Here is a 20,495-nt window from a genome sequence, read left to right as displayed (position 1 = left end):
ACCAAACGTCCTCAGCGCCCTATCACCTCGAACACCCCATTCTCCACCAGCACCTCCTTCGCTGCCGCATGGCTCAGAAAACCCGCAGGGCTGGCGCTGGCGCCATAGGCGCCCGATTGCAGGATGGCGAGGAGATCGCCGGCCTTGAGCTTCGGCAGCGCCGCATTGCGGGCGAGCGTATCGAGCGGCGTGCAGAGCGGGCCGACGATGGTTGCCGTTTCCTCATGCTCCGCCTGCATCATGGCCGGTGCGACGATGGGGTAGTTCCGCTTGACGATCTGGCCGAGATTGCCGGATGCGGCTAGGTGATGGTGCATGCCGCCATCCATCACCACGAAGGTGGTGCCGCGCGAGGTCTTTACCGAGTTCACCTCCGCCATATAGACGCCGCCGGGACCGGCGAGGAAACGGCCGGGTTCGACGATGACATGGGCGTCGGTTATCAGCGGATGCGCCTTCAGGAGCGCCTTGAGATCGGGAATGGCGGCGCTGACTTTTTCAAGATCGAGCGGCGTTTCGCCTGCGAAATAGGGAATGCCGAGACCGCCGCCGAGATCGATGGTTTCGAGCGGCCTGCCGAGCATCTCGGCCATGCGCGCGGCAAGGGAAATGCCGTGTCGCCACTGGGAGACAAGCATGTCGGCATCGAGGATCTGCGTGCCGCCGTAAATATGGACGCCGACGAGATCGATATATCGGGCGTCCTTGAAGAGCGGCAGGACATTTTCCAGCTCTTCCTCATCGAAACCGAAGGCCGTGGCCTTGCCACCCATGCGCATCGCGCCGGCCTGTGCATCCGGCACCGGATTGATGCGGATCGAGGCTTTGACCGGCTTGCCGATTGCCTCGATGCGGTCGATTTCCTCGGCGCTTTCGATGTGAATTTCGCCGATGCCGCCCTCGATCACTTCGCGCAGTTCGGCCATGCCTTTGCCGGGGCCGGCGAAGATGATGTTTTGCGCTGCGACACCGGCCTTAATGGCGGCGCGATATTCGCCGACGGAAGCGATTTCCGCACCCGCACCTTCCTGCCGGAAAAGCGAGACGATGGCGGGCAGGGGATTGGCCTTCACCGAATAATAGATATCGGCAAAACCGCCGAGCGCGGTTTCGAGATCGCGATAGGCGCGGCGCATGGCGGCGGCGTCATAGAGGAAGCAAGGCGTTCCGGTCCCGGCGACAATATCGCGCACGGGAAGTCCGCCGATCATCAGATCGTTCTCGCTTGTGTCGAATAACGCGGCTGCAAAAGCCGGGCCGTGGCTCTGGGGTTTATCCGTTGGCGCCATTGTCCGTCCGTTCGCGCACCAGCGCGCGGTAATCCACCTTGCCATTGGCCGTGACCGGCAGTCGTTCCACCAGTTCGATGGCGCGCGGGATCATGAAGGGGGCGAGCATTTCGGCCGCCTTCTTCAGCGCCGCCGTCACATCGATATTCTGGTTGGCGGCAGTCGCCACGGCATGGACCTTTTCGCCCGCAAAGGGGTCCGGCAGGCCGATGACGGCGACCTGCTGGAAAAGGCCTGTCGACATCAGGCTTTCCTCAACCTCGGTCGGGCTGATGCGATAGCCCGACGATTTGATCATCGCATCGTTGCGGGCGACGAAGCTGAAGAAACCATCCTCGTCCTCCACCGCAAGATCGCCGGAATAACACACGGTCTCGCCGCCCAGCGCCGCCGGAATGAAGGGGTGAGGGCGCAGCACCTTTGCCGTATCCTCCGGCCGGTTCCAGTAACCCAGCGAGACGGTCGGGCCGCGATGCACGAGAATGCCAGGTTCACCCGGCTTCGCCCTTTGTCCCTCGGCGGTGACGATGAAGATTTCGCATTCGGGAATGGCCTTGCCGATGGAGGTCGGGCGGCGGTCGATCTCATCGGGCGGCAGGAAGGTGGAGCGGAAGGCTTCCGTGAGGCCATACATCAGGTAGATTTTCGTATCCGGCAGCTTCTCGCGCAGCGCTTTTACGGTTTCCTGCGGCACGCGCCCGCCGGAATTGGTGATGTAACGCAGATGCGGCAGAGGCGTCTTTGTGAGCGACGGGGCCGCTTTCGTCAGGATCGCCCAGATCGTCGGCACGCCGGCGAGACCCGTGATGGCATGGTCGCGCAGATCGCGGACGATCTCATCGCCCAGCCGGAAGGTGGAGATGATCGTGGCCGCGCCCTGTTCCACCGCCGTCAGCAGCTGGTTCAGGCCATAATCAAAGCTGAAGGGCAGCAGGGACAGAATGCGGTCCCTGCCGGTGATTGCCAGATAGGTGCGCACGATGCGGGCGCCGGCCAGAAGATTGCGGTGCGACAGCATCACGCCCTTCGGCGAGCCGGTGGAGCCGGAGGTATAAAGAATGGCGGCCAGGTCTTCGCCGATTGCCGCTGAAGGCCGGGCGAGTGTGTCTGCGCGGGCCTCTATCTCTTCCGCCAGCAGGACCGTGACCTCGGGAAGGTCTTCCAGTGCCGCTTTCAGCTCATCCATCATCACGGCGTCGCTAATGACGATTTTTGCGCCGCAATCCTTAACGATATGGCGGATCTGCTGCGCTTTCAGCAATGCGTTCACCGGCACGAAGACGCCGGACGCCATGCTCACGCCAAAGATCGACCAGCATTCCTCGATGCCGCGCGGCAGATAGATGACGACGCGGTCACCGCGTTGCGCTCCGGCTTCCTGCAATGCCGCCGCGCAACGGGCCGCCGCTGCGGAAAATTCGCGATAATTCAGCGATCGGTCCTTGTGGACGAGGGCCTGATCGTCGCTCGCCGCGCGGGCGGTAAGCAGGTGGTGCAGCAGGAAATGGGGTGTCATCTCCTCCGTTCCCTGAGGACGAAGGCGATGAGATCGGCCGGCGTGCCGAGATTTTCAGGCGTGAAATGTTCGTCATCGAGAATGATGCCGAAACCCTCGCCGAGGAAGATCATCAGTTCCAGAAAGCCGAGCGAATCGATCACGCCGCCTTCGAGAAGCAGCGTATCGGCGGAAAAGGGGGCATAGGCGGGAAAACGGTTGGAGAGATAGGAATAGATGGTATCGGCAACGTCGATTTCACTCTTTTTCGCTGCAAGCATGCTCGTTCTCCGATTTCCCGCGTGTTTCCCAATGACCTGCCCGGAACGGCGCTTTTTCTTTAAAGGCCAAGATTCCGTCAAGTCGCGCACGACTCACTAAAATACCTACGGTGGCAATAACACCAACTCTGAGTATGCTTCGTTAATAAATCGTGGGTTCCATGCGCCTTTTACTTGTATCGGTGCAGATTTATGTGCGGCAAGCCCGCCGGCCTTTCGCTCTGCGCCCATTGCCGCCATGGTCAACGCAAGCCGGCCATGGCCGAGAAGGTGGCGGGCAATTGCGGATATGTGCCTTTGCGCGACCTGCCGGTCTTCGCAATGGATGAGGCGCGCGGATGGCAATCTTTTGGTCGTGGTTTTCAGGAAGACCAGCGGGTAGTGGCGGTTCTCCGCCTCCATAACCGCCACGATGCAGCCGAGACGGGCATGGTCTTCCAGCATGTCGCGCGTTTCGGCGGAGAGTATTTCCGGTTTTATCTCGCCTGGCGGACGCAGCCGTGCGCTTGCCGGGCGAAGCGCTGCAAAGGGCAGCGGATAAAAAAGCGTGCAATCGGTCACCGTCGCAAAGCCCAGCCTCTCATTCAGCTTGCAGGCTTCGGGAGAGGGGGTGAGATCGGTAAAGATTTCGTCCTCATTGGAGGATGCCATCTGCAACATGCGCGGGGCGAACCAGCGGCAGGAAGGTTCCACATACCAGCTGGACAGGTTGACGACGATCCTGCCGGCCTCCGGCAGACGGCTTTTGATCGTCAGCAGAACGCCTGCGGCATCGTCGCCCTTCATCAGCAATTGCCCGATAGCGCCGAGTTCGCGCCGCTCGTGATGTTCGCTGACGAGCGACAACCCGCGCGACCAGAAGGCCTCGCTTTTTTCCGGGAAGCCTTTCGCCAGAAGAGCGACGGCGGCGACGCGGTTTCCGTTGTCGATCGGTACGATTTTCAGGGTCGCTCTCCGCAGGTCTGGCGTCGTTCTGGGCGGGGAGGGATTTTCAACTCCACCGCGTAGTATCGGCTTACGACGATAGATTTACCGTCCCGTTAATCGCAATGGCTGCAGCGGGTTGGAGGCGATCACATTTGCATGAATGGCGGGCGCGCGCGGTTACGCGCGCCCGCCTGCGTCTTGTTCAATCAATAAACCACGACGCCGCGAATGCTTTCGCCCTTGTGCATCAGGTCGAAGCCCTTGTTGATGTCTTCGAGCGGCATGGTGTGGGTGATCATCGGGTCGATCTGGATTTTGCCTTCCATGTACCAGTCGACGATCTTCGGCACATCCGTGCGGCCGCGTGCGCCGCCAAAGGCGGTGCCCATCCAGTTGCGGCCGGTGACCAGCTGGAACGGGCGCGTGGAGATTTCCTGGCCGGCGCCGGCAACGCCGATGATGACCGACTTACCCCAGCCGCGATGCGAGGCTTCCAGCGCCTGGCGCATGACTTTGGTATTGCCAGTGCAATCGAATGTGTAATCGGCGCCGCCGATCAGGTCGCCATTGCGCTTCGTCATGTTGACGAGATAGGGCACGATGTCGTCGCCGACTTCCTTGGGGTTGACGAAGTGGGTCATGCCGAACTTCTCGCCCCAGGCCTTGCGGTCGGGGTTGATGTCCACGCCGATGATCATGTCCGCGCCGGCAAGGCGCAGGCCCTGCAGCACGTTGAGGCCGATGCCGCCGAGACCGAAGACGATTGCGGTGGAGCCGATCTCGACCTTGGCGGTGTTGATGACCGCACCGATGCCGGTCGTCACGCCGCAGCCGATATAGCATACCTTGTCGAAAGGTGCGTCGGGATTGATCTTGGCAAGCGCAATCTCCGGCAGAACCGTATAGTTCGAGAAGGTCGAGCAGCCCATATAATGATGGATCTTGTCCTTGCCGATGGAGAAGCGCGAGGTGCCGTCCGGCATCACGCCCTGGCCCTGGGTGGCGCGGATGGAGGTGCAGAGATTGGTCTTGCGCGAGGTGCAGGAATAGCATTCGCGGCATTCCGGCGTGTAGAGCGGAATGACATGGTCGCCCTTCTTGACCGAGGTGACGCCCGGTCCGACATCGACGACGACGCCCGCGCCCTCATGGCCGAGAATGGCCGGGAACAGGCCTTCCGGATCGGCGCCCGACAGGGTGAAATCGTCTGTATGGCAGATGCCGGTCGCCTTGACCTCAACCAGCACTTCGCCGGCGCGCGGGCCTTCGAGTTGAACGGTCATGACCTCAAGCGGCTTTCCGGCCTGAATGGCAACTGCGGCGCGAACGTCCATATCTTATCTCCTGGCATTGTCTTGTGATTGAACAGGGCTGTTTTGCCCGAGCTTGGCTGGAGGGACAAGGGGCGAGCCCAAGTTTGTGTTTTCGGAAGAAACCGTGAATGCAAACCCCACACTGCCGTTACGCGGTCATACGATTTTATTGGCGAGCTCTAATTTACTAATAAATAAACTAAGCATATGAATTTGCTTCATATTTTTAGATTCCGGTTGAGCTTTGATTTACGGTTTGCGTGTTAATTGACCCCTGTATTTCAGTGGTCAGGCGAAGTTGCTCGAAAAGCAGCGCCGCCGGCGACCAACGAGCAATTTTCGAGCGACCGGCGTGAGCCGGACATTTTTTAGCGTCGCAGAAAGCCAGGCCTGTCGCTTTTCACAGCGCGCCTTCCCCATGGCGATGAGCGACATGAAACGGTGTTTTGATGACGAGCAGGCGGATAAAAAAAGCGGCATGGAAATGGAGCCTGTTTTCATCGCTCCTCAGAGACCGCGCGGGTACCTTCGCCATCATGACCGCGCTGCTGCTGCCGGTCTTTATCATTTTGCTGGGGCTGCTTTTTGAGGGTGGCAGGGCGCTGGCCTATTACAACCAGTCAAAGCGGGTCATGGCCATGGCATGCGAAAGAGCCACCAAGCCGACTCGCACCTTCACATTGTCCGATGAAGTGCGGCGCGCCAATGTGACCGCGGCCTTCGATGCCATGATTCAATCCACCAAGCAAAAGGTCCTCTCGCGCGACGTGAAAGTGAAGTGGACTGAGACAGAAATCAATGCCGAGTTCAGTTACGGGCTGATTTTCTCGGAGATGTTCAATCTCGAGAAGCTGAAATATCGCCTTGCCTACTCTTGCGAAGGCATCCCGCCCTATCCCGAGGATGATGCGGTCATCATTGACAATATGTTCGAGAGCAACGCTCTCGGCGTCGAGCGGGTTCTGAAAAACGGCGTCACCAAGGAAACCCCCGGCGGTTGCTGGGGTGTCTATCCCTATTCGGAGATCGGATGGGATGGCGGGACCGGCCCCGGCGTCGAGTTGCAGGACTGGAGCAGCCCCTGCTGCCGCCGCAATCACAATTGGCAGGGCTATCCGGCGGGAATGCAGAGCAAGAAACTCAACGAAGCCCCTACCGCCAACGACAAAGCCTGCACTTTGAAGGAGGTCGATAAGGCAAAGACCACCGACAAGATCGAAATCGACAAGAAGCCGGGCACCGAGCTCTCATTGCCAACCCGTTATGTCATGGAGCTCGATAGTGACTGGGGGCCGCCTGAGCCCGGCAAGAAAAAAAATATCGAAGCCAATAGCTCGATTTACAAGGATGTCGAGCTTCATCCCGGAATATATAAGATCATGGTTTGGTACAATGGGCGCCGGGCCGTCGAGAACGTGGAAAAAACAAACGGAATCAAGATCTCGCTCCAACAGCTCCTTCCTGACCTGAAACCCCAGCAGCGGGTGTGGGAGTTGACCCAGGATAAAAAGAGTATTGCCTGGACGCCGAGAGACTACAGTTTCAGGGTCAAGGCCTACTCCATCTATCGGGTGACGATTGAGGCAACCGGCCTGAGCGACAGCTTCGGTGGCATCATCACCGGTTTCCAGCTCATCTATGTTGATCGAATGGAAGAGGGCTGAGGTGAAGTCCTTACTTTTCCCGCGTCAGGATAAAAGCCGTGGTCGCCTGCGCAGATGCCTGTTCGCGCATGCCGCCTGTTACCGGCTATTTGGCGACCGAAAGGCAGCAACGGCGGTCGAGACGGCGCTGCTGTTGCCGCTGTTTTTTGCGCTGATTTTCGGGACGCTCGAAATCGGCCTGCTGATGCTCTATTACCTCTATCTCTCGTTCGCATCGAATGCGGGTATTGAATATCTCCGCAAGGCGACGGCGGACGGTAAACCGGCGACCGAGATTGCGTTGCGCAAGGCAATCGCCTCCCATTTCATTGGAGGGACGGACGAAACCAATCTCAAGATTGCCCTTTTGCCGATCCCCGACGACGATATTGCCGAAGCCAAAGTGCCCATACCAATCGTGAACGATTTTCGCCCGCCCGCCGATACCGCCGGGCAGTACATTCTGGCCATCGGTTACAACTGGAATTTTTTGATGCCGACGACGCGTTTCCTCGTGCCGGACACGGGCGGCATTCATCAGTTGCGCAACATTTCCCTGGCCATCACTGCTGTGCGGGTGACGGAATGAAAAAGGCGACATGGTTTTTGCGTCTTGCTGGTTTCGGCCGTTGCCGTTCTGGTGCTGCGGCGGTGGAAATGGGGCTTTTGGCGCCGCTGCTCGTCCTTATGCTTGCAGTGATCATTGAGGTCGGGCGGGGTTGGCTGAGCTATGACCGGTTCATGACGATAGTCGACAATTCAGCGCGCTGGGCGGCAAGATTCCCCGAATTCGAGGAACGGGTGCGCACGGGGGTTCCGAGTTTCGTCGTCCTTTCCGGCAGCGGCATTCTCCAGACGGGCAAACTCGACCTGACGCTGAGAAGCGTCAAACTGGTGGATAAGGTCGCCCGGCTGCAATTTCCCGCCCACAATTTTCTGGGATCTGCCGAAGATGTGCCATGGGAAAAAACCGTGATTGCCAACGGTTTCGTTGCTCAGGAAGCAATCATTGTTGTCTCTGGGCGGTACAGCTATCGGCCTCTGATCGCTTTGGTGGCCGATATCACGCTCAAATTCGAATATGTCGCGGCGGTCAACCCGTTCTTTTCCCAGCGATATCCTTACCAGAGCGGCAAATCGGATTTCGCAAAATGGAACCTCAAGCGCTCGCCGTTCAAAGCAAACTGATCGGCCTCAGACAGCCTCCGTCGCGACCTGGCTTTCACCAAGCCACGCCGCACAATCGCGCAATGCTCGCGCTGCAATGAGCTGGCGTTTCATGATCGTCTTGTCCTTGCCGCGAAAACGCTTGACGCCTTCCGGCTTGACGATGGAGCCCGGCGCCAGTTCCGGGAAGAGGCCGAAATTGATGTTCATCGGCTGGAAGGAGCGTTTGCCCGGCTCATCATCGGAGGAAAGGTGGCCGCCGGTGATGTGGTTGAGGAGCGAGCCGAGCGCGGTGGTGGCCGGCGGCAGGCTCGGGGCCTCGCCCTTCTGTTCGGCGGCGGCGAAGCGGCCGGCGAGAAGGCCGACGGAGGCGCTTTCCACATAACCTTCGCAGCCGGTGATCTGGCCGGCGAAACGCAGGTCCGGCCGGGACTTCAGCTTCAGCGAGCGGTCGAGCAGGATCGGGGAATCGATATAGGTGTTGCGGTGCAGGCCGCCGAGGCGGGCGAATTCCGCATTTTCGAGGCCGGGTATCATGCGGAATACATCCGCCTGCACACCGTATTTCAGCTTGGTCTGGAAACCGACCATGTTATAGAGCGTGCCGAGCGCGTTGTCCTGTCGCAACTGCACGACAGCATAGGCCTTGACGGTGGGGTTATGGGCGTTGGTCAGTCCCATCGGCTTCATCGGGCCGTGGCGCAGCGTCTCGCGGCCGCGCTCGGCCATGATCTCGATAGGCAGGCAGCCGTCGAAATAGGGCGTGCCTTCCCACTCCTTGAAACCGACCGTGTCGCCGGCGATCAGCGCGTCGATGAAGGCGTTATACTGCTCCTCGTTCAGCGGGCAGTTGATGTAATCCTTGCCGGTGCCGCCGGGGCCGACCTTGTCGTAACGCGACTGGTACCAGCAGATATCCATATTGATGCTGTCGCGGTGCACGATGGGAGCGATGGCGTCGAAGAAGGCCAGCGCATTCTCACCCGTCTCTGCCTGAATGGCGGCAGCAAGATCCGGTGATGTCAGCGGGCCGGTGGCGATGATCGAGTTGCCCCATTCCTTCGGCGGCAGACCGTTCACCTCTTCGCGCACGATCGTCACCAGCGGGTGACTTTCCAGCTCTTTCGTCACGGCCTCGGAGAACCCATCGCGATCGACGGCAAGCGCGCCGCCGGCCGGCACCTGATGTCTGTCGGCGCAGGCCATGATGAGAGAGCCGGCAAGCCGCATTTCAGCGTGGATGACGCCGACCGCATTGGCCGTCGCATCGTCGGAGCGGAAGGAGTTGGAACAGACCAGCTCCGCCAGCGTATCGCCCTTATGCGCATCCGTGCCGCGCACGCCGCGCATTTCATGCAGGATGACGGGCACACCGCTTTGCGCGATCTGCCACGCGGCTTCCGAACCGGCCAGTCCGCCGCCCACGACGTGAATGGGAGAAGTGGTCTTGTCTTGCATGCTGGCGTCCATGGGCGGCCGTGGGGCAAAGGCTCCCGTCCGGCGGCTGTCTTTCGAGTGATTGTTCCGCACGGGTCCCGAAGGACGCGGCATTGTTTGCGGATGCACTAGCATGCATGGCCGGAGCAGCCAAATGTTTTTGAGGGTGGGGGATGTGAGGGAGGGGATGTGGAGCGGGCGGGTGCCGCTTGTTTCTTCTCCCCGCCGGGGAGAAGGTCGCGGTAGCGGGATGAGGGGGCGAGGGTGCGGTCTATCGCTGGCGTCGCCCCTCATCCGACCCTTCGGGCCACCTTCTCCCCGGCGGGGAGAAGAAATATGCCGCGATGCCGGGCGCCTTTCCAAAGGCTGGTTCCTCCAGCCAAACCCCAGAATCAAAAACGGCGCCAGAGGCGCCGCTTTTTTTACCTGTCGCTCAATCGTCGCGCCCTGGAGGTCGGGCAGCGGGACGATCGTTTACGCCTTAGCGGAACGAACGGGCTGCTACGTTACGGATGTCGTAACGGGTCAGGCCGATATCGCTCAGAGCCTGGTTGGAAAGGCTGCCAAGTTCGTTGATCGTGCGGCGGTAGGAGATCCAGTTCTTTGCGATGCGGATGGGGTTCATGGTCGTTTCCTCAATCTATCTCTGTTGATTTCGTCTGCCGGCTCAGTGTTTCTCTGTGCTCTCGGCTGTTGAGGTTTATATATAGACATTGAGCCATGTTGTGCAGTGCAGAATTTAAGCTACTGCCATGCATTTGTGCACTATGTCGGCTAAATTTGTGGCTTTGAATATCATCTGAGCAAAATATGAGCGGAAATGCCTGTGTTTCAGGCGGTTTTGACGGGTTTGGCAGCCTTTGGCGGCGCTAAAGGCGCTTTCCAGCGTGAAAAGGTGCGTCGGGAGGGGCTCGGACGCTATCCGGACGCTGCATAAATGGTCGGCCATCGATGCATTTTTCATCTGCCGACCCCGCGAGCGGCTAAGGCAATGCCGCTTCGACCCGGAGAACCGCCCAAAACGAAAAAAGGCCGGAGGCGGGAGCCTCAGGCCTTTTTGGGTCGGTCGTCTCGCATCCGCCGCAAGAAGCGGCGGGGCGTATAATCAGAAGCCGACGGCGGTCTTGGCGACGCGGCGGATGTCCTGACGGCCAATGCCGAGGTCACTCAGTTCGCGGTCGGTCATGCGGCCGAGTTCGGTTACGGTCTGACGATACTTGCGCCAGTTGGTGAGCGAGCGTGCAATGTTCATTTTCATCTTCCTCTTCGTGATGTTCAGTCTCTGCGGCCAGTCTTGGGAGGCTTTGGTCCGGGGCTGAACTCGATCTCTGTATGACCATGAATATAATCGGTTTAATCAAAACAAAAACAGACAAAGCAAGATGCCACCTATGCACGTATTGCAATGCAAGCCGGTAAAACAGGCCGATTGCGGCGATTCATGCATAATTTGTGACCAATTTGTGTGCTTTTGGTGATCACCAGGGGTTCGGCAGTGCGAAGGTGTGAGGGATGACCGGATAAGGGGCGGGGCAGGGTGCGGAAGCCCCCTCAATTGCTGATCTGAAGCAGGGGCCGGCAATCCGGGAACTGGGCTGCGGCGCGCGCTATATATAATGTCAATGTAGCCGCATAAATATTGCCTGTTTTCTCCGCCTGCCTGCATGCGATGCGCCGGGCGAGGTGGTGCGGGAAGGCGATGAGAGGCGGATGCGGTACGGCTTGCCGTTTTCCGCGCCAAATCGCCTCTGTCCGGCTGTTGCGCCCTGTTCCCCGGCGCGGGTGGCGAATAAGCGGAGAGCGCGGCCGGCTCCTGCCACCGGCGCGGGGATGAGAAAAGTCCGGAGGAAACGAAAGGCGGCGATAAGGCGTGCTTGACCCTTTCTGAACATTGTGACATACCGCCGCCCAACGTGCGGGTATGGCGGAATTGGTAGACGCATTGGTTTTAGGTACCAACGCTTCGGCGTGGGAGTTCGAGTCTCTCTACCCGCACCACAAGCAAGGCATGGCTGCGCCACGCTTGCGCCAGAGTGCATCTTTATAAGATGCGGGGAGCTTCGGGGTTCATTTCTCCCCTTTGGTCTTTTTCTCCGGTGCAGGCTAAATGGTGTCCGGCAGGCGCTTGTGTAAAGAAATAAGGGAAGCCACGGCCGGGGAACGATGTTTCCGGCGCAGTGCTCGAAAGTAAACCAACGGCTGTCTGAGCACCGCCGCCATGATGTGAAGGTTAGGAAAATGCAGGTTATCGAAACGCTCGCTGAAGGGCTGAAGCGCGAACTCAAGGTCGTTATTCCGGCCGCCGACATGAAGGCTCGTCTGGACGAGCGCCTGGTTGACGCCAAGGACAAGGTTCGCATCAACGGTTTCCGTCCCGGCAAGGTGCCGATGGGCCACCTGAAGAAGATGTACGGCAAGTCCATCATGGCCGACCTCGTCAACGAGCTGGTTCGTGAAAAGCCGACCGAAATCCTCTCCAGCCGCGGCGAAAAGTCTGCGACGCAGCCGGCCATCTCAATGACCGAAGACGAGCAGGAAGCCGAAAAGATTCTGTCGGCCGAATCCGATTTCGAATTCACCGTTGCCTACGAAATCATTCCGGCCATCGAACTGAAGGCCAATGACGGCATCAAGGTTACCCGCGAAGTCGTTGAAGTCTCCGAAGACGAAATCAACGAGCAGATCCCAAGATCGCCGAAAGCGCCCGCACCTACGAGACCAAGAAGGGCAAGGCCGCTGACGGCGACCGCGTCACCATGAACTATCTCGGCAAGGTTGACGGCGTTGCCTTCGATGGCGGCGCTGCCGAAGATGCCGAACTGGTTCTCGGTTCGGGCCGCTTCATCCCCGGCTTCGAAGACCAGCTGGTCGGCGTCAAGGCTGGCGATGAAAAGACCATCACCGTGACCTTCCCGGCCGATTACCCGGCTGCGAACCTTGCTGGCAAGGACGCCAACTTTGACATCACCGTCAAGGAAGTCGCTGCTGCCGCTGCTGTTGAAATCAACGACGAACTGGCCACCAAGCTCGGTCTCGAATCGGCTGAAAAGCTGAAGGAAATCGTCAAGGGCCAGATCGAAAGCCAGTACGGCAACATCACCCGCCAGAAGGTCAAGCGTCAGATTCTCGACCAGCTCGATGAGATGTACAAGTTCGACACGCCGGCTGGCCTCGTCGACGCCGAGTTCGACAACATCTGGCGTCAGATCAACACCGATCTCGCACAGTCGGGCAAGACCTTCGCTGACGAAGACACGACCGAAGAAGAAGCCCGCGAAGAATATCGCAAGCTGGCTGAACGCCGCGTCCGTCTCGGCCTCGTTCTCTCCGAAATCGGCGAAAAGGCCGGCGTCGAAGTGACCGAAGAAGAAATGCAGCGCGCGCTGTTCCAGCAGCTGCAGCAGTTCCCGGGCCAGCAGAAGGAAATCCTCGATTTCTTCCGCAACACCCCCGGCGCTTCCGCTTCGCTGCGCGCTCCGATCTTCGAAGAAAAGGTCATCGACAAGCTGCTCTCCGAAATCTCGGTAACGGACAAGACCGTTTCCAAGGAAGAGCTTCTGGCTGACGACGCCGAAGAAGCAACGGAAACCAAGAAGAAGGCCCCAGCCAAGAAAAAGGCTGCCGCCAAGGCTGACGACGCCGCTGAAGGCGAAGAAGCCGCTCCGAAGAAGAAGGCTCCGGCCAAGAAGAAGGCCGCTGAAGGCGACGCCGAATAATCTTCTTCAGTGCAAGCTGATTGAACAAGGGGCCGTGGCGCAAGCTGCGGCCTTTTTGTTTGATTCAGGATGCGATGTGGTCGGCCTTGAACCGGTTGGCCAGCGGCGTAATCATCGCCACTGGCCGCTATGCTAGAACTCCTTCCGGCCGTCGCTTCTCGGATCGTTATCCACCTGATGAGGGGCGTAGAGATCGGTGCGAGCTTTTCTGCGCCATGGTCGCGCGGGATGTTCGCGATCTATGATGACATCTGCGAGCGCGATAGCTGGTAAACCGTTCATCGGGCATTGCGCCACCCATTGACCATCCGGTGCTGCGATTCCGGAAGGCGCGCAGGGGCTCTGGGCGGCAAGGGTTGAATAGCTGACCCAATAGGTGTTGCTCGCTGCATGTCCCAATATCTCGGCGGCAAACGCAGGGGCATTGGAAGCATCTTCGCCTGCGGTCGAAAACAGCATGCAATCGACATTCAGCTTCTCATATTCCATGAATATTTCCGGATAGTGCGCTTCCATGCCAAGCGCGCAACCGAAACGGAAGCCATCGACTTCGAACGTCACCGGAATATGTCCCGGTGAGTACATGAACGAGATTTTGGTTTTCGACAATAGACGCTCATCGTAGCGGGTGACGAGCTTCCCACGATCGGAGACGACATACAGGCTGTTATATGGGCGGTGCGGCGGTGTCAGTCGATGGACCGCACCCAGAACTGTCCAAAGCTTCAGCTTGCGCGCCAGTTTTCTGATCGCCTCCAGTTCTTCGCGCAGAGTTTCCCATTCAAAGCGTGTCCAGTCGGATGGTCCGATTTGCCCCGGACCCGTCTCTGACATGATCCGTTTATGAGGCCAGCACGTCGCCCCTTCAGGGAAATGTATGAGACGAGCGCCAGCCTTATGGGCATCGTCCATGAGAAGGCGTATTTCCTGTCCGCAGGTTTTTAGGGCGGAGACGTCACGAGGGTCGTTGAACAAGGATGTCTGCGCGACCGCCACTCGTATTGAGTTGCTCAAAGGAGCGTCCGGTACTCTGCGAATATGCTGGAGAGCGGCTGTATAAGATTCGCCGGTTTTGGCTGCGCGCGCTCTTACACGCCGTTTTAGATTGCTATTTTGCGTCATTGTCAGGCCTTTCACGTCCCGGACGCAGTTCCCCAGCAACCCGCCCGAAACGATCGGACCAAGACAATTGCCTGAGACAATGGTCCCTTTGCCTCCATTGAAGACCCTGCTGGGGAAGGTCGTGGAGGTTAGGCGCAGGCTACGCGGGGATAAATATCCGTTGGAAAAAGCCGATTCGTCAAGCGGTCGGCGCACCGCTCATGGGAAGCTTCCCGATCACAATGCAGTGCAGCATGATTTTTTGCTGCATCTGCTCTTGTTCATCTCCCGTTCATCTGGCACCCTGCGCAGCATGATTTGCTCCGGCCGCTGCATGCGGTCGTTCGGGCATTGTGTGTCGCTCTCGTGCGGCCTTATCGCTGCCAAACCATTGGCCTTAAGCTTTTACCGTGCCTGCCGGGTTCTCCCGGTGCGCCCTTAATTTGCCAGGGGACAAGATATGTCGCCACGAATGGGTTTTACCCTTCTGTTGTCTCTTTTTACCGCCACTGGTACCGCGGCCCATGCCGATGAGGCCGGGCTGATCTGGAAGCCGGTCAAGAATTCCGATCGTTCCTATACAGCGCGCATCGGCGCGAAACTGCCGGTCGATACGCCCATTCGCGCGGGGCTGGAAATGGGCATGAGCGCTTCCAAAACGGGGCAGGTGGTGGATACACCGGTGCGGGTATGGGGTAATGTCACGCTGCTGGCCGAACAGTTGCCCGGCGTTTTCCTGGCCCGTGATGTCGGCGTCATCTTCAATGCGCTGACGGGATCGAGCAGCGTTTCCGTGACCTCGCAGCAGAAGCGCATCGTTACGCCGGAGCTGGATATCGAGGCGAACCGCAATTTCACCGTGCGTTATGACGGCACGGCGCAGCAATGGGACGGGCTGGATGTGTCGCAGTCGCTGCGCCTTTCTCGGTCCGAAACCGGCACGGCTTTTGTGCTGACGGGGGCGAGCCGCAATAGTTTCAACGAGTTCAGCAGCGGCGTGGCGGTGGAGCAGAAATTGGGCGATCACCTGACTGTGCGGGGGACGCTCGATCAGGGCTATGCGGATCATTTCCGGCCGGGGGTGAGTGCGCGGTATAGTATTCGGTGGTGAGGGGCGGGCTGGCTGTATACGGTTAGTTCGCAGGTGAGAAAGTCTCTTTAGGGGCGAAAACCTTTCCTCCGTCATGCCGGGCTTGACCCGGCATCCAGTCACGGCGAGTCTGCGCCGTGAAAGAGTCTTTCGCTATCAAAGACTTGATCGCGCTGGATCCCGGCTCAAGGCCGGGATGACGGGGCGGGGATACTATGCTTTCTCAAAAGGCCGATTACGGCAACTCCGCCGTCTCAAAAGCCGCCCCCGTGCAACCTCAATCCTTCTTGATCTCACCCATGCGGTTCCACGCATCCAGCCCGGCAATCTTGTAAGCCTCGGCAAGTGTGGGATAGTTGAACGTATTCTCGACGAAGTATTCCACCGTGCCTTTGAGATTCAGCACCGCCTGGCCGATATGCACCAGTTCGGTCGCGCCTTCGCCGACGATGTGGACGCCGAGCAGGCGGCGGGTTTTGAGCGAGAAGATCATCTTCAACAGCCCGCTGTCGAGACCCATGATGTGGCCGCGCGAGGTTTCGCGGAAATGGGCGATGCCGCATTCATAGGGAATGCCGCGTTCGATGACTTCTTCTTCCGTCAGGCCGCAGGTGGAGATTTCCGGGACGGCATAGATGCCATAGGGGAAGAATTGCGGCGGTTCGCCGGCCGGTGCGCCGACGGCGTGGCGGGCGGCGATGCGGCCCTGTTCCATTGAGGTGGAGGCAAGGCTCGGGAAACCGATGATGTCGCCGGCGGCATAGATGTTCGGCACCGAGGTCTGGAAGGTCTCGGGATCGACCTTCAGCCGACCACGGCTGTCGGCCTCCAGTCCGCAGGCCGAAAGATTGAGCGTATCGGTGGCGCCGACGCGGCCGGCGGCAAACAGCACCGTCTCGGCCTTCAGCACGCGGCCATTGCCGAGTGAGACGAGGCATTTGCCGCTTTCGTCGCGCTCCACCTTTTCCGCCTTCTGGCCGAAGATCAGCTTCATGTTGCGGTCGCGCAGCTGATAGGTGAAGTCCTCGACGATTTCCTTGTCGATGAATTCCAGCATGGTTTCGCGCGGCTCCACCACCGTCACCTGCGTATCGAGCGCGCTGAAAATGGTGGCATATTCGATGCCGATGACGCCGGCGCCGACCACGACCATGGAGCGCGGCAGTTCCTTGATCTCGAGAATCTCGTCCGAATCGAGCACGGCCTCGCCATCGAAGGGAATATGCGGCGGCCGGTAGGGGCGGGTGCCGATGGTCAGCAGGATGGAGGTGCCCGTCACGGTCATGATCTCGCCGTCGCTCTTCACCACCTTCATGGTGTTGGCGTCGATGAAGCTCGCGGTGCCGCGAATGTGCTGCACGCGGTTGCGGGCAAACTGGTGTTCCAGCACTTCCACTTCGTGATCCAGCGTGATGAGCAGGCGGCGGCGCAGGTCTTCCGCATCGATCTCCTGCTTGACGCGATAGGCGCGGCCGTAAAAACCGCGCTCGCGCCAGCCGGTGAGATTGAGCGCCGTCTCGCGCAGGGTCTTCGATGGAATGGTGCCGGTGTGCACGGAAACGCCGCCGACGCGGCTGCCCTTCTCGATGACCAGAACCTTCTTTTCGAGCTTGGCGGCCTGAATGGCGGCCCGTCTTCCCGCCGGACCGCTGCCGACAACAATCAGATCGAACTGGTGCATGAAAAACCCCGGAACAGAATTATTGCGATGACCGGATGTCGCATCCGGCATGGCGTCGCCGCGAAATGGTCGTGATGCCATTTTGACGATGGGGAGTGATTCCCCTTCAGCCTTGCCCGCAAGAGTGCAATGCAACAAACGCCTGCGTCAATCTGTAGCGTAAGAATCTGACGGATTCGTAACTGGGGGTGAGGTTTCAGGAGGTTGTGCGATTCATGGAGGGAGGAGGTGCGTGGGGCTTACCCCCCTCTGCCCTGCCGGGCATCTCCCCCTCAAGGGGGGAGATCGACTCGCGGGCAGGTTTCGCCCATCTCTACATTTGCGAATGAAGTGGTGGTCGCGCCTCCTGCCGATCTCCCCCCTTGAGGGGGAGATGCCCGGCAGGGCAGAGGGGGGTAAGCCCCACGCACTTCGGTCGACTTTTCCTGAAAACGCCCAAAACCCAACAGCTTCATCCCGCCCAGCGTCGCCGGTCGGGGATACTCAGCGTGCGTCGGGCGATTGCCCGGCTGCGCTTTGGTTGAGGTCGGTGTGGGTCGGATGCGTTGCGCAGCCGGGTCTTTCACCATGCCGTATTTCGCAAGCGGCGGTGCACCGCCTTTTGCGAAATGGTCCTTTCCACGAACGTTGCCAGCGTTCCACCACCAGGACCGTCCCTCGGTTTCCGCCACGTCTGGCGTCCACCCGGCGGGACTGCGTTTAATCTAACAGCGCGTCGCGGGGTGGGGAAAAACGGGGATGAATTTTCCGGCGTCAGTCTTCCTTGCGGGTGACATGGCGGTGAAGTGCTGCAAGGTCCTGACGGAGCGCGGCCAGTTCGGCCAGCACCTTCACATCGATCTTTTCATGCAGGGACAGAACCTCAAGCTCGGCCTTTAGGTTCACCTCATAATCCTTGGCGGCCTCGAAACGGTCGCGGGCGGCCTGGCGGTTCTGCGACATCATGATGATCGGCGCCTGAATGGCCGCCAGCATGGAGAGCAGCAGGTTGAGGAAGATGAAGGGGTAGGGATCGAAAGCGCCGGTCGTCAGGATGATGGTGTTGATGATAGCCCAGAAGATCAGGAAAAAGCAGAAACCGAGGATGAAACCCCAGGAGCCGCCGACCTTGGCGATATTGTCGGCCAGCCTGTCGCCGAAACTGGCGCCAGCGGAAAATTCCGCATTGGTGTCGCTCGAAACCAGCTTCTTCTGGTGCGACAGTTCCAGAATGCGCCGCTCCACTTCGCCGATTTCGCGAGAGGAACGCTTGAAATGCGAAACGATATAGTCGGAGATATCTGACACGGTGTGTCTCCGGTTCTGATGGGGCGATGCGGATATTATCCCGAGATAAACCCGCATGGCGGTGGAATTCAAACGATTTCCACCGCCATGCGGTTCAGGCGTCCCCGCCGAAAAAACATCAGACCGATGGCGCGCCCTCGTGCAGCCAGTTGAAACCGGGGAAGAAGCGCTCGCGGCCATATTGCTGGCCGAACATCATGTCGAATTGCAGCAGGCGGTAATCGCGCACCACGTCGGGAACGGCATTGGGCGCTATAGACCAGTCGGGCAGGGCCTTGCCGTCGGTCGTCACCAGCATATGCCGGTCGATGACGGAAAAGGCCTGCTGCACTTCGCCAAGCGTGCCGGTATAGAAGGGATCGGAGAAGCCCGCCGTTTTCAGCACGTGATAGGGCAAAAGCGCCGGGCTGATGGTGCCGATATTCTTGCGCACGCCCTTCTTTGAGGACCAGACGACGAGCGGCGTCTCGTGTTCCTTCTTCATCACCTCCAGCGGCGCGCGGCGGCTGGCCACCATGCCCGGCATGTAGCCGCTTTCCACGAAGGTCTGGCCGAGCGGCGGCAGATGGTCGCCGAACAGGACGACGATAGTTTCACGGTCACGCTTCTTCGCCCAGCGCATCAGTTTCAGCAGCGCTTCATCGGCTTCCGCCACCCCTTGCGAATAGGTGGCGAGCGCCTGCGAGGCCGAGGCGGAGAGATCGCCTTCGACGCCGATGGTGTTCTCGGCGTAACGGGTTGCTTCATAGGGACCATGTCCCTGAAGGGTGACGGCGAAGAGGAACAGCGGGTTCTGTGCCTTTTCGGCCGTCGCCATGATCTCGTCCATCAGCGCATCGTCGGAGGCGAAGTTGCCGCGTTTTTCCATGGCCGGCAGCGTCTCTTCGGAGCGGAATTCCTCGAAGCCGAAATTCCTGTAGACCTGCTTGCGGTTCCAGAACCATTCCTGGAACGGATGCATGGCGATGGCGGAATAACCTTCGCCCCGGAAGAAGCTGGCGAGCGAGGGCACCGGGCGGCGGATATATTGCTGATAGGGAATGCTGCCATAGGGCAGGAAGGCGTTGGAAAAGCCGGTCAGCGCCTCGAATTCCACATTCGCCGTCATGCCGCCGAATTCCGGGGAAAAGACATTGCCGGACTGTTTGGCGCGGATCGTCGGCATGGGATCGGCGGAGAGGCTCACATTTTCCAGCCGCGTCGGATCCCACAGCGACTCGCTCATCAGCATGATGACATCGGGGTAATCGCCCTTGTTGGCGGCGAAGGCGGTGGGTTCCGCGGTCAGGTCGGCAATGCTGTTTTCGCCGTAACCCTGCGGCGCCGAGACATTGGCCATCGGAATATTGAAGGCGAAGGCCATCAGGAAGCCGTTATGGCGGTAATTTTCCTGCTGATCCCACATCATGGGAATGATGTTGAGGCGATCGCGCACCCAGGAATAATGCGAATAGTCCATCAGTGAGGCGAGCCCCGCAAGAAGCGGCAGCGCCATCGCGAGACCGGCGGCGCGTTCGCGCCAGCTCAAGCCCGGTGAATGGCGGCGCGCCAGCAGCCACAGCGCTGCGAGAGCGGCAATCGTGGCGCAGATGCCGAGGGCGACGAGGGCTGCCGTCATCGGCTGGGCCTTCAGCATGGTCGGCAGAAGCTCAAGAATCTGCCGGCCGAACAGCAGGTCGGATGGATAAAGCGGATCGGAAAGATAGGTCTGTTTCTGTGCCGAAATCAGCCCCGTCAGCGCGCAGAGCGGCGCAAGCGCGATCAGCGACAGGTAACGCCTGCCAAGAAGTGCATCCAGCGCCACGAGAAGGGCGAGCACGGCGGCAATGGTGGTCATGCCGGGGCGGGCGGAGGAGGTGAGGAAAGCGCCGACATCCGTGAGCGAACCGCGGGCGATCCACTCCAGCGCCACGACCAGCACGACGGACGCGACCGTCAGATTGGCAAGCGGATAGGCGATGCCCGAAAGCTTGGAAAGGCTCCTTGTCCATGCAGGCGAAAAGACGAAACCAGCCTTTTCGGAAGCCGTTGTTTTTGGCGCCGAATCTCTCAAACCCATACTCCGGTA

General features: G+C 59.5%; 17 protein-coding genes, 1 tRNA gene and 1 pseudogene. 7 read left to right on the top strand and 12 right to left on the bottom strand.

Translation table 11 applies throughout. The annotated features are described in order from the left end of the window. Positions 1–11 precede the first annotated feature (11 nt). The 5 genes from L901_RS21555 to L901_RS21535 form a co-directional block, all read right to left on the bottom strand. Complete coding sequence (locus L901_RS21555; RefSeq protein ID WP_059760163.1) at positions 12–1,289, bottom strand: type III PLP-dependent enzyme; 1,278 nt, start codon at positions 1,287–1,289, stop codon at positions 12–14. Next, positions 1,273–2,805, bottom strand: coding sequence for an AMP-binding protein (locus tag L901_RS21550; RefSeq protein WP_059760161.1), 1,533 nt, complete (start codon positions 2,803–2,805; stop codon positions 1,273–1,275). Before L901_RS21550 ends, L901_RS21555 begins: the two co-directional genes overlap by 17 nt. Then, positions 2,802–3,065, bottom strand: coding sequence for an acyl carrier protein (locus L901_RS21545; protein ID WP_020810249.1), 264 nt, complete (start codon positions 3,063–3,065; stop codon positions 2,802–2,804). The genes L901_RS21550 and L901_RS21545 overlap by 4 nt, the downstream gene beginning before the upstream one ends. A gap of 105 nt (positions 3,066–3,170) precedes the next feature. Then, on the bottom strand, positions 3,171–3,911 hold the full coding sequence (locus L901_RS21540; RefSeq protein WP_059760160.1) for a hypothetical protein: 741 nt from the start codon (positions 3,909–3,911) through the stop codon (positions 3,171–3,173). Between the two features lie 287 nt (positions 3,912–4,198). Next, the gene (locus L901_RS21535) at positions 4,199–5,326 is read right to left on the bottom strand and encodes an S-(hydroxymethyl)glutathione dehydrogenase/class III alcohol dehydrogenase (RefSeq protein ID WP_003525152.1); all 1,128 of its coding nucleotides are present in this window, start codon (positions 5,324–5,326) and stop codon (positions 4,199–4,201) included. Positions 5,327–5,603: 277 nt separating this feature from the next. On the opposite strand from L901_RS21535, the gene L901_RS27770 reads away from it, so the two are divergent. Genes L901_RS27770 through L901_RS21520 form a run of 4 tightly spaced genes read left to right on the top strand, consistent with a single transcriptional unit; the run spans position 5,604 to position 8,136 of the window. Further along, positions 5,604–5,894, top strand: coding sequence for a hypothetical protein (locus tag L901_RS27770; RefSeq protein ID WP_245289682.1), 291 nt, complete (start codon positions 5,604–5,606; stop codon positions 5,892–5,894). Next, positions 5,842–6,969, top strand: a complete 1,128-nt coding sequence (locus tag L901_RS21530; protein WP_245289681.1) for a pilus assembly protein — start codon at positions 5,842–5,844, stop codon at positions 6,967–6,969. The genes L901_RS27770 and L901_RS21530 overlap by 53 nt, the downstream gene beginning before the upstream one ends. A 1-nt stretch (position 6,970) precedes the next feature. Further along, positions 6,971–7,537: a TadE/TadG family type IV pilus assembly protein gene (locus tag L901_RS21525; protein ID WP_059760156.1), complete on the top strand. Its 567-nt coding sequence runs from the start codon at positions 6,971–6,973 to the stop codon at positions 7,535–7,537. Continuing rightward, the gene (locus L901_RS21520) at positions 7,534–8,136 is read left to right on the top strand and encodes a TadE/TadG family type IV pilus assembly protein (protein ID WP_059760155.1); all 603 of its coding nucleotides are present in this window, start codon (positions 7,534–7,536) and stop codon (positions 8,134–8,136) included. The genes L901_RS21525 and L901_RS21520 overlap by 4 nt, the downstream gene beginning before the upstream one ends. Positions 8,137–8,142: 6 nt before the next feature. On the opposite strand, the gene trmFO is transcribed toward L901_RS21520, so the two are convergent. From trmFO to L901_RS26620, 3 genes are all read right to left on the bottom strand, one after another. Then, positions 8,143–9,585: a methylenetetrahydrofolate--tRNA-(uracil(54)-C(5))-methyltransferase (FADH(2)-oxidizing) TrmFO gene (trmFO, locus tag L901_RS21515; RefSeq protein WP_059760153.1), complete on the bottom strand. Its 1,443-nt coding sequence runs from the start codon at positions 9,583–9,585 to the stop codon at positions 8,143–8,145. A 448-nt stretch (positions 9,586–10,033) separates the two neighbouring features. Beyond that, positions 10,034–10,177, bottom strand: coding sequence for a DUF1127 domain-containing protein (locus tag L901_RS26625; RefSeq protein ID WP_003495735.1), 144 nt, complete (start codon positions 10,175–10,177; stop codon positions 10,034–10,036). A 480-nt stretch (positions 10,178–10,657) separates the two neighbouring features. Then, positions 10,658–10,804 (bottom strand): DUF1127 domain-containing protein, encoded by a 147-nt coding sequence (locus L901_RS26620; RefSeq protein WP_004433052.1) that lies wholly within the window; start codon positions 10,802–10,804, stop codon positions 10,658–10,660. 663 nt (positions 10,805–11,467) lie between these two features. On the opposite strand from L901_RS26620, the gene L901_RS21505 reads away from it, so the two are divergent. Beyond that, positions 11,468–11,550 (top strand) — tRNA-Leu (locus tag L901_RS21505). Between the two features lie 240 nt (positions 11,551–11,790). Continuing rightward, a pseudogene (gene tig / locus L901_RS21500) lies at positions 11,791–13,268 on the top strand (trigger factor). A gap of 132 nt (positions 13,269–13,400) precedes the next feature. Here tig and L901_RS21495 read toward each other — a convergent pair. Beyond that, entirely contained in the window at positions 13,401–14,390 is a 990-nt protein-coding gene (locus tag L901_RS21495) for a carbon-nitrogen hydrolase family protein (protein WP_059760150.1), read from the bottom strand. 439 nt (positions 14,391–14,829) lie between these two features. Here L901_RS21495 and L901_RS21490 point away from each other — a divergent pair, with 439 nt between their 5' ends. Further along, on the top strand, positions 14,830–15,480 hold the full coding sequence (locus L901_RS21490; RefSeq protein ID WP_059760148.1) for a hypothetical protein: 651 nt from the start codon (positions 14,830–14,832) through the stop codon (positions 15,478–15,480). Between the two features lie 256 nt (positions 15,481–15,736). On the opposite strand, the gene sthA is transcribed toward L901_RS21490, so the two are convergent. The 3 genes from sthA to L901_RS21475 all read right to left on the bottom strand — a co-directional run bounded on the left by sthA (position 15,737) and on the right by L901_RS21475 (position 20,486). Continuing rightward, positions 15,737–17,140, bottom strand: coding sequence for a Si-specific NAD(P)(+) transhydrogenase (gene sthA, locus L901_RS21485; protein ID WP_059760458.1), 1,404 nt, complete (start codon positions 17,138–17,140; stop codon positions 15,737–15,739). Positions 17,141–17,893: 753 nt separating this feature from the next. After that, positions 17,894–18,427, bottom strand: coding sequence for a DUF1003 domain-containing protein (locus tag L901_RS21480; RefSeq protein ID WP_031233651.1), 534 nt, complete (start codon positions 18,425–18,427; stop codon positions 17,894–17,896). A gap of 118 nt (positions 18,428–18,545) precedes the next feature. After that, complete coding sequence (locus tag L901_RS21475; RefSeq protein WP_059760147.1) at positions 18,546–20,486, bottom strand: LTA synthase family protein; 1,941 nt, start codon at positions 20,484–20,486, stop codon at positions 18,546–18,548. Positions 20,487–20,495: the final 9 nt, after the last annotated feature.

The sequence above is a fragment of the Agrobacterium sp. D14 genome (genome assembly GCF_001526505.1).
Lineage (GTDB): Bacteria > Pseudomonadota > Alphaproteobacteria > Rhizobiales > Rhizobiaceae > Agrobacterium > Agrobacterium leguminum.
This window is presented reverse-complemented; position numbering and strand designations above follow the sequence as displayed.

What these genes read in the sequence shown, in the direction of transcription:
- L901_RS21530 (WP_245289681.1), top strand. Translation starts at nt 5,842, where the DNA reads ATGACCGCGCTGCTGCTGCCGGTCTTTATCATTTTGCTGGGGCTGCTT.
- L901_RS26625 (WP_003495735.1), bottom strand. Translation starts at nt 10,177, where the DNA reads ATGAACCCCATCCGCATCGCAAAGAACTGGATCTCCTACCGCCGCACG.
- L901_RS26620 (WP_004433052.1), bottom strand. Translation starts at nt 10,804, where the DNA reads ATGAACATTGCACGCTCGCTCACCAACTGGCGCAAGTATCGTCAGACC.
- L901_RS21495 (WP_059760150.1), bottom strand. Translation starts at nt 14,390, where the DNA reads ATGACGCAAAATAGCAATCTAAAACGGCGTGTAAGAGCGCGCGCAGCC.
- trmFO (WP_059760153.1), bottom strand. Translation starts at nt 9,585, where the DNA reads ATGGACGCCAGCATGCAAGACAAGACCACTTCTCCCATTCACGTCGTG.
- L901_RS21550 (WP_059760161.1), bottom strand. Translation starts at nt 2,805, where the DNA reads ATGACACCCCATTTCCTGCTGCACCACCTGCTTACCGCCCGCGCGGCG.
- L901_RS21555 (WP_059760163.1), bottom strand. Translation starts at nt 1,289, where the DNA reads ATGGCGCCAACGGATAAACCCCAGAGCCACGGCCCGGCTTTTGCAGCC.
- L901_RS21490 (WP_059760148.1), top strand. Translation starts at nt 14,830, where the DNA reads ATGTCGCCACGAATGGGTTTTACCCTTCTGTTGTCTCTTTTTACCGCC.
- L901_RS21535 (WP_003525152.1), bottom strand. Translation starts at nt 5,326, where the DNA reads ATGGACGTTCGCGCCGCAGTTGCCATTCAGGCCGGAAAGCCGCTTGAG.
- L901_RS21475 (WP_059760147.1), bottom strand. Translation starts at nt 20,486, where the DNA reads ATGGGTTTGAGAGATTCGGCGCCAAAAACAACGGCTTCCGAAAAGGCT.
- sthA (WP_059760458.1), bottom strand. Translation starts at nt 17,140, where the DNA reads ATGCACCAGTTCGATCTGATTGTTGTCGGCAGCGGTCCGGCGGGAAGA.
- L901_RS21520 (WP_059760155.1), top strand. Translation starts at nt 7,534, where the DNA reads ATGAAAAAGGCGACATGGTTTTTGCGTCTTGCTGGTTTCGGCCGTTGC.
- L901_RS21545 (WP_020810249.1), bottom strand. Translation starts at nt 3,065, where the DNA reads ATGCTTGCAGCGAAAAAGAGTGAAATCGACGTTGCCGATACCATCTAT.